Here is an 8,735-nt window from a genome sequence, read left to right as displayed (position 1 = left end):
GGGGGTTTCGGTTTGCGAGGCATAGTCACTCCTTGGCGACATGTTATGCCTCAAACACGAAATTCCTGACAGGCCCCGCCCGCCAGATCCGCCCGGCCGTGAACGATTGATATCCGAAGAAGAAATCGAGTCGCTGCTCACGAGCATGGGGTACGAAGAGGGGCTGCCCGTAGAAACACCAATGCAGCGCGTAGCGGTGGCATTCCTATTCGCGATAGAGACGGCCATGCGCTCCAGCGAAATCCTGACAGGCCCCCTGCTTACGGCTGAGCGGTGCACGACAATCTGTATCTCGCTTTCATCGCGATGACCTTGATCTACCCCAGTTCGCCTCACCATAACCGGTTACCTATGCTCCGGGGCTATGCGTGCTTTATTTTCTGTTTCCTGAAGCGCTTCCTATTAAGTCGCTCACCTTACGGCGATAGAACCCGCCGATATACGTGATTTTGACGTTGCAACACACCGCGATCGACTAGGTACCGTCTCAGCCGGGCGTAATCGGTTGTAAACAACTGGCAGATTTTGGATACCTCAGATTCAGTGTAGCAAGCACCCGGGGCGAAAGCCCCCGAGATCTTTTGGACGGAGATATCCGTTTCGAGCTGTCGATCGCTCAAGTCTTTGGCGCAGCGATGCTGTCGATTTGCAATCTCTTCCCACACTGTGTCGGCAACCGAAAACCCATCCTCATCTCGCTGAACGAGGCCAATGCTCAGCAACCGGGTCAGGATTTTGCTAACGGCCTTCGCGTCGATACCGACTTTCTCCGCGATATCCGCAAGGCGATGAACACCGAGGACGACCGTAGCGTAAATGGAGCGCGTTTCGCGCGACGTCATCGCGGCAATGATGGCGTCCTTGTGAAGACGCTGTTTCAACGCTTCCTCGCCAATGGGTAAATAGCTGCTGCGGATCGGAATTTCCCCTAGGGCGACAAGCTCGGACTGCAATGACTGGGAGCGGAGCACGCGTTCATTTTGTTGGCGCTTCCGGACGATGCCCAAGCCACTCTGGCGGTATTTGTGCAACTCCGGCAATGTTATCAATTCAAATGAATCGTCCTGCCGGCGAAACAGATCTTCCCAGATAGGCGTTCTAATTCTGCGAACGCGTTGCCCACCGTCCGTGCTGACGGTAGTCAACATGGTTGGTTCATGCAGGCACAGGTATCCGCCAGGCGTGACGCGCTCCCAAAGCTCCGCGACAAAGCGGACATCATCGGCTGGCGTGCCCGCATCGATCCACGCGATGTCTATTGCGCCCCATGAAGCGATGGTGGTCTCGTCGAGTGAGTAGAAGTTGCTTTTGACGAATGTGACGAGGTCACTGTCAATATCGTGATTTTTCAAGGCCTCCCATGCTTCCTCGGCTGAGGAACCTTCGGCCGTGAAGTCGTCAATAGTGATCAGCTTGGGTTGATAGACGTCGGGAATTCCGGTCGGATCCAGAAGTGCAGTTCGCTCCTTCCATGTCGAATCATCCAGTAAATCCTTGTCGTGTTGCCAATCTTGGTGCGCCTGCTGGAGTGCCTGCGTGATGAAAACCGTGCTGTCGCCTGCGCCTATCTCGACGACTGTGGTGGGGCGGGCCATGCGGATGAGCGCCGAGATCAGAATAGCGCTGTTCTCGGTACCCATTCCGGGTCTAATCATATGCACGGGCGTTTCCTCCAGAAGTCAATCGCAACATGCCGGCTTCCACAAAGTGGATGATGTTCGGGCGCAGCGATTCCGGTATCTCGTTCAAGAGCTTGTCCTGGGAAAAGATACGTTGAGAAGTTTCGTTCAACCGAACGGTTCGACCGTTAAGCTGGTTGACGGCGACGTGCCCGACTCCGGGGGCGTCGACAACAATGCAGGTGGGCTCGATCATGTAGCTGACCGGCGGACAAGCCGGGAATGTCTGGCCAACCTCGACGAACCCATGTCGATATAGTGTAATCAATAGCGTACCAGCATCATGAACCACGCCATTGATTTCCATTCCCTGCAAGGCCCCCACTGTTGTTCCTTCGGCGAGCGCCTGGGCGTCTTCGTGGCGAAATCCTCCAAACACCTGCGCGCTTGCAACCACGACAAGCGAAGATCGAATTCCCCGCGCACCGACAAGCTGAGGCGTATTAGGCGTAATACGCGCTAACCTAGACCATCTGACCGAGCGATCTAGAGCCAGGAATTCGGGACACGTTGCAAGCGGGTTCTGCAATATCGGTGGCAATGACTTGTCGAGCGGGTCGTTGCCACTACGGTCGGCCTGATTGCTCTGTAGATATTCGGCGAGTTGCCAAGCATACCCCCCCGTGCCCCGATAAAAGTTAGGGCGAATCGGATCTGTTCTCATGGTGGTTCAGGTCGATTTCAATATGACAATTGCCGTTTCCATTCCCACAGCGGCCCCGTCTTGCACTTCGGATGGGATCACTTTTTCGACCGTGAGACCACAGGCTTCCGCAATGGGAGCAAGTGTCGAAGGCGTCCACAACCGGTCTTGAAGATCGCATACGATCCCTTCGATATTCCCGTTTTCACTCCGTCCCGATTGCGCAAAAACCGATCGATGCATGATCAGCTCGTCTCGGTCGAATTTGTAGGCCCACCAAATGAGGGCTGCCTCTCCATTACTCCGCCGAAATGGCACCACCGTGCATCGCTTGTCCATGAACGAAAGACGCTCGGGTGTTCCGTCACCGAAGACGGAGACCATGATCCTCGACCCTGAGTCGCGCAGTTGCACTTTCGCGCTGCGCAACAAAACGTCGAGCTTATCGTCGTCCAGAATGAAATTGACGGTCGCATCTCCAAATGTAACGACATCGAAGCGGCGTTGTGTGATTTGCGTTGGTAGTTCAAAAATATCGCCCTGGAGCGCGTGAATGTGGCTGTCATTGATCGACGCATTGAACCTCTCGATGGCGATGGGGGAGATGTCTATGCCAAAACTCTCCTTCAACGAGAATTTTTCGGCAAGGTGCAGGAGCAGTCGGCCATCGCCGCAGCCTAGGTCGAGAATATTGTGTCCATCCCGTACAATGGATTCTGCGGCGGCGAAGTCCCATGTCGCACGGACTGTCGTCAATTCATACTCGTCGAATAGAGGTTCGTCGAAATAATAGTGGCTGACTCTGAGATCCACTATGCCCGATGTCACGATGCGATCCAACGGGGCTTGCAGTTTGATTGATTTCGCATCGTTTGGCTTCGATCCGAAGCGTCCTATACCAGCCATCGTTAAACTCCCTTTGTAACCATGCTTGGACGGTTTTTGACATTCAATGCGAAACCGCAGGCGCCAATGATGCCCGTGGCGACTCCAACAGCCATGAGAGCCGTGCTTACATGTGCAGTACTGATCATGCCCGCGCACAGGAAGCCGAGAAATACTGATGCCTGGATGCAAAATATGTAGGCTGGCATCAGGTTGACACGCCGCTGTGGATCTATCGCTTTCATCATGAAACTTGCCGTGAGCGCATTCTGGATACCGTTTGCCGATCCGATCAGAAATGTGGCACACGTCATGATCCATGCCACGTCGCTCAAGGCGAGCCATAAAATGCCGAAGCCGATGATACTGGCAGCAATGGATGCACCGGCAGCATCACCAAGTCTCGCAAATATTCCGGAAAAGGACACGGGACCGACGATCAGCCCAAAACTCAACGCGCTGATGATGAATCCGTAGATTTCAGTACTGAATTGCAGCTCGGTGCGAATTCGGAATATCAATAGCACGTTGAGCATGGATGCAAGCACGACCGTCATCAACAGCGGGGTGATCGCGCGGATCACGCCGGCTGTGCGAAAGAGACCTGGCAGGTCGAGGCGTCCCTTCTGTTCGTCTTGCGTAGGCGCGTGGCCGGATTTTTGATTCCGAGAATCCAGCACCTTGAAACATAGCGTGGTGACGAGCGCAGCGATCAACACTAGAGAGGCCAGCAGCAACAGTCCTCGTGAATGCTCGGCCATGCCGTAGAGCAGTCCGCCGAGAGCTGGCCCACCCACATAACCCATGTTTCGCATCGACTGCGTAATTCTATTTACACGATCAATGTAGCGCTCGTCGTTTGTGTAGCTTGGAATGGCGACCATGATTGCCGCCCACAGAAGAGCCCCTGTTGACCCGAGCGCCATAGACACGCCGACGTAGCCCCAGAATTGATTGGCTAGGGACGCGGCCGCGATCAGAAGCGACTGAAGGAGAAATACCGCGGGAATCGTCTGGTGAGGCCCGATTCGCTGGAGGATCATGGGCGCAATCGGGCCGGAAAGCATACCTCCGATGAGACCTGCGGCGAGCAAAATCGATACCGAGGATGTGTGGTCAGCTAGTCTTAGGGCAAAGGTCACTTGAGCTGCTTCATCGGCGAAGCTGCCAAACGTTAGGGAAACGCAAATAAAAACGAACGCCCATCGATCTCTGATGCCCATCAAAGTGCCCCCCATCGCGCCAGCGACGCTACTACACTCAGCAGATCCTCATTAAGAAGCTTGTCATCCCCGCGCGTTAGATCTGAAATGTTCACTTGCTGACCGGCGGACAGGCGATCCAGAAAATCGTGCAATACGCGACTGTAACGGAAGCTGCAACAGTGGCCGTTTGCCGCGACCAGGACCTCACCCTCCTGCAATATTGGCATCCACTGCAGGGTGCTGATGGCGTTGAGGGAGATAACATCGTCTAGTTCATCAACTTCGACGATTGGACGGCCGACATTCAAGCGGCTACTGGTGCCCGAAATGAGTTGAGAAATCATCATTCGTTTTTTCAGCGACGCACCATCAAGCAAGATCTTCAACGATGAAAGCAGAAGTTCATCATCGGGGTTCAGGCTTGCAATACCTGATGAACGCACGTCATAGCGGCTACGATTGGGTGTCTGGAGGAGACCCTTCACGTAGGTCGCGTTTTGCTGAGAATCGTTACCGGTTTCCCAAAATGCGATATTCACGTTTACCGACACGTTGGATTTTGTTTCGGCAACGTGCAGCCAGTTTCCCGGGAAATAGGTCACTCGATTCGTTTTGTTCTCAAGCGGAATGCCCTCGGACTTGAACGGTTCATAGTCAGGAAATCGCACGCCGACAAGATCCGTCCGGGTTCCGGGCCAAGTGAACATCGTTTTCCCATCACGCAGGGTGAACCCGAAATTATGCGCATGGTCCGCATGGACTCCGATATAAGTGGACGAATATCGACCAATAAAGCAATCGACATCGACGCGCCCGCCAGGACGATAGCCTATTGACAAGGCGAGCTGGTCGGAAAAAGTCTTTGCGACATCCCATATGATGGGGCTTGCTGCATGGAGTCCATAGTACATGACCGTCCATTCATCATCACCGGCAAGACATTCGATTCTCGAGACATAATCCTCAAGTGTGGCGTCGAACTGCCGCGCAAAAAAATCGGGATGCACCTCTGACGTGCGCTTTCCATTGAAAGCGGTTATGACTTCGGACTGAGAGTTTCGGGCGCGAATGTCATCCAGGCGTAGTGCATATTCCTTGAGCGCGCCCAGCACGTCTTTATCGTTGAATGGAATCTTCGATATGGCTAGCTCTGCCGCTTGCTTACCCCATAGTTCTTCCACAAATTGCGGTGACAACAATGCGACCATATTTGACTCAATATTCAGATGAAGATAAACATGGATAGGTGAGCAAGAGGCCGAGACCCTTGCTCACGGCGCGAGTTCAACAACGCATGCGCATTACTTCGCCTTTCAGATAACCTCGGCGATAGCCATTACTTCCTCATCGTTACGCTGTGCATATTTGACGTTGGAAACAACCGGCTCGATCTCAAGATCATTTCGCTGCGCGTATTTCACGTTGGCTACAAAAGGCTTGATCTCACCAGCAGTCAATTCATCACTTATCTTTACGTCTTTCAAGGAAATCGTCATCTTGATGCTCCTTTTAACGAAACGGAATTTAGGAGGGTGATACGAGCATCCTCGTTCTTCCACTAATAGGCTGCTCGCGGCGCAAGATTGCATCAAATTTGTCATTGACATCAATGGGGTGAGGGCCAACTTATTCTGAATTTTTTATGATACTTTTAAGTGGAACGACCAAGTCTGGACATGCTTAATTTCTGCAATGCGAAATACAGACTTGGGCTCATCAGCAATGAGGAGAGTCGAAGGCTTAATACGATTCGAAACATTCGCAACAAGTTTGCACACTCACTTAGCGGTGTGGACTTCGCGGACGAGCAGATATCGTCGTGGTGTAACCAACTCAGCGGGACATTTCAGAGGGGAAAGGTCAAAGAAAGCCGTCCCCACCCGGCTACACCGGATTAGCTGCCGCTCCAGGCCGGGGGCGTTTGTGCCGATTACCTCGCCGTCGATACGGTGTATGGGCGCCACGATGAACTGAGGAAGCCAGTCGGACCAGCCGACCAACCATTTCCGCGTTTCCCACCTATTCATCCACGCGTGTGGGATATGTGTAGGTGTTGGGGCTCGGGGCCCTGCCGCCGAACTCGAATCTCCCAATTTGCGGCCATCTACCCATCTCCTCCCCAAAACTCTCTAACCCTATTGATTTCAAAAAAGAAAAACGTTTCCCCTTCCTCGCACAAAAAATCACTTTTAAATCATTGGGTTGTGTTTTGTGGCTGGCAAAAATCTAGCCGGTTTTTGCCTGTTTTTCTGCCAAAATGCCAGCAACCGTGCCAGTGTTTCGCGCGAACTTCTCCACCGCCTTATCTCCGGCCCCAACGTCCGCCGTCGGCATCCATCTGCCGTAGACTCGCGCGATCATGGTCCAGTCCGCGTGCTCCATCTGCTTAGCAACCCACATTGGATGTTCGCCGGCCGAGAGCATCATTGACGCATACGTGTGCCGGGTCTGATATGGGTTTCGGTACCGAACTCCAGCCCGCTTAAGCGCCGACTGCCAGAGGCGCCAGATTTGATGCGAGCCTGCAAAGTGCTCACCAGCCTTGTCCTTGAAAATCGGCCCGTCCTCTTCGGTGAGAAACGTGAGGGCTTTCTGCGCTTTCAGGACGGCGCGCGCGGGTTCGAGTCGCCGGATGTCGCGGCGGCCGGCCGATGTCTTCGGAAACTCGGCAACGCCTTTCGCCTCACGTGTCATCGCTCTCCGGACGCGCACGTATCCCCCAACGAAATCGACGTCCGACCAGTTCAACGCGATAAATTCCGATGTGCGCATTCCGGTCCAAAGTGCGAACTGGACGAGGTTCCGGTTACCGCCCGTCAGCTTTCCAGGAATGGCTGCTTGCTCGTCCGGGGACAACGGATCGATTTCGTCATTGTGGGTTTCCGTCGGGCGCTCGGCGCGGGCGTACTGGCGCGGTCAATGCCTACGCTGCTGTGAATGCTCCTGCACTAACGGCACTTCCGTCCAGTGGCTTTGTACAAGTGCTGAGCATTGCGAGTGCCAACGCTGGAGCCGCTACTTATGCCCCCGATGGATTGGCCCGCAAAGCCAATCATCGGGATGGGCCTTGCGGCGTTGCAGGGCGGTTAGCTGCCGGCGAAAGGGATTGCGACGCTGTTGTATGTGGTTGCATCTAATGTGGATTCGGGCAACGGCGCATGGGTGCTGATCGAGCGCACGGGCGGGGCACAGCAAGTCGCCCCCGCTACCCAGTCGCAGCACGCGGCGCAGCTCGGGCAACTCGCGGCTGTGCAGGGCGCGTTTAAGAATCTGAAGGTCGCAGCGCTTGGCGTCAACAACACGTCGACTGTGGTGACGGCCGATGAGCTTGTGCTCGAAAATGGCAGCAATCTTTATGCGTCAGTGCGTGGCGTCAATGTCACGATCAACTCGGCTGGCACAGTGGGGCAGCCTAACAGTCTGAGCACGGGAACGCTCGCGGCGAGCACGTGGTACTACGTCTGGGTTTGGTACAACGGGACGACCGTTTGCGGCACGTTGGACCCGAGCGCCACGGCGCCAACGGCGCCGTCGGGCTACACGGCGGGCTATCGCGCCCGTATCGGAGCTGTTCGCACCGATTCCAGTGGAAATAAGTACTTGCTGCAGACGCTGCAGTATGGGCGCTCGGCCCGCTATGTGACGACGTCGGGAACCAACCTTACAACCCTTCCGGTGATGGCGTCGGGCGCGGCAACGTTCCCGAGTGCTGTATCTACGTTGGCGTTCGTCCCGCTCACGGCCAGCAAAATCAGCTTGTACGTCAATTCGAGCGGCTTGACTTCGGCGGTTCAGGTTTTCCCCAACACGCAGTCGAGCAATACCTTTAGCTACGCGGATGGGATATGCAGTCAGAAACGACGGCCTCGGCTTCCGTGCGGTAGATTCAGCCGATGATTGTATTGCCGGCGAGATATACAGAGACGAGTTGCCGACCCCGTGGCCGCCTGTGCCGACTTTGACGCAGGCTCAGGACGTGCAACTCGCGGTCCTATACGCGTCGTATCAAGCAGCCACGCAGGTTGACGTCAATCACACGTCCGTGGCTCGTGTCGCGGCAACGTACGATGCTGATTCGACCAGCCAATTGACGCTGTTGGTGGCCACGACCGGATACAACCTCGCCGGCGCAACACCCAAAGGCTTCTATTGGCTATCTGCCGACAACAGACAGGTGCCGTTCGAGCTGCCCGATTTGAAGGGCCTTTACGCCTCCATGCTGGCCCAGGGCAACATCGCGTTCAGCAAGCTGCAGACGCTTAAGGCTGAAGTGCGAGCTGCTACGACCGTGGCTGCTGTGCAAGCCATTACCTGGATCTGATA

9 protein-coding genes are annotated in these 8,735 nt (G+C 54.9%); 2 read left to right on the top strand and 7 right to left on the bottom strand.

The window, feature by feature from the left end; all coding sequences use genetic code 11:
• Positions 1-416: 416 nt before the first annotated feature.
• From PHO31112_RS24970 to PHO31112_RS24940, 7 genes are all read right to left on the bottom strand, one after another.
• Positions 417-1,640: a DUF2087 domain-containing protein gene (locus PHO31112_RS24970; RefSeq protein ID WP_150624130.1), complete on the bottom strand. Its 1,224-nt coding sequence runs from the start codon at positions 1,638-1,640 to the stop codon at positions 417-419.
• Positions 1,641-1,647: 7 nt separating this feature from the next.
• On the bottom strand, positions 1,648-2,343 hold the full coding sequence (locus PHO31112_RS27825; protein ID WP_246178551.1) for a hypothetical protein: 696 nt from the start codon (positions 2,341-2,343) through the stop codon (positions 1,648-1,650).
• Positions 2,344-2,349: 6 nt separating this feature from the next.
• Entirely contained in the window at positions 2,350-3,228 is an 879-nt protein-coding gene (locus PHO31112_RS24960; protein ID WP_246178550.1) for a class I SAM-dependent methyltransferase, read from the bottom strand.
• A gap of 2 nt (positions 3,229-3,230) precedes the next feature.
• Positions 3,231-4,430, bottom strand: coding sequence for an MFS transporter (locus PHO31112_RS24955; protein WP_150624128.1), 1,200 nt, complete (start codon positions 4,428-4,430; stop codon positions 3,231-3,233).
• On the bottom strand, positions 4,430-5,620 hold the full coding sequence (locus PHO31112_RS24950; protein ID WP_150624126.1) for a hypothetical protein: 1,191 nt from the start codon (positions 5,618-5,620) through the stop codon (positions 4,430-4,432). The genes PHO31112_RS24955 and PHO31112_RS24950 overlap by 1 nt, the downstream gene beginning before the upstream one ends.
• A gap of 105 nt (positions 5,621-5,725) precedes the next feature.
• The gene (locus tag PHO31112_RS24945) at positions 5,726-5,908 is read right to left on the bottom strand and encodes a hypothetical protein (protein WP_150624124.1); all 183 of its coding nucleotides are present in this window, start codon (positions 5,906-5,908) and stop codon (positions 5,726-5,728) included.
• Positions 5,909-6,638: 730 nt separating this feature from the next.
• The gene (locus PHO31112_RS24940) at positions 6,639-7,268 is read right to left on the bottom strand and encodes a site-specific integrase (RefSeq protein ID WP_246178549.1); all 630 of its coding nucleotides are present in this window, start codon (positions 7,266-7,268) and stop codon (positions 6,639-6,641) included.
• A gap of 267 nt (positions 7,269-7,535) precedes the next feature.
• On the opposite strand from PHO31112_RS24940, the gene PHO31112_RS24935 reads away from it, so the two are divergent.
• Positions 7,536-8,309 carry a hypothetical protein gene (locus PHO31112_RS24935; protein ID WP_150624122.1) on the top strand — a complete coding sequence of 258 codons (774 nt, stop codon included), beginning with the start codon at positions 7,536-7,538 and terminating at the stop codon, positions 8,307-8,309.
• A gap of 79 nt (positions 8,310-8,388) precedes the next feature.
• Positions 8,389-8,733, top strand: a complete 345-nt coding sequence (locus tag PHO31112_RS24930; protein WP_174995879.1) for a DUF4376 domain-containing protein — start codon at positions 8,389-8,391, stop codon at positions 8,731-8,733.
• Positions 8,734-8,735 lie beyond the last annotated feature (2 nt).

The sequence above is a fragment of the Pandoraea horticolens genome, assembly GCF_902459555.1.
Lineage (GTDB): Bacteria > Pseudomonadota > Gammaproteobacteria > Burkholderiales > Burkholderiaceae > Pandoraea > Pandoraea horticolens.
This window is presented reverse-complemented; position numbering and strand designations above follow the sequence as displayed.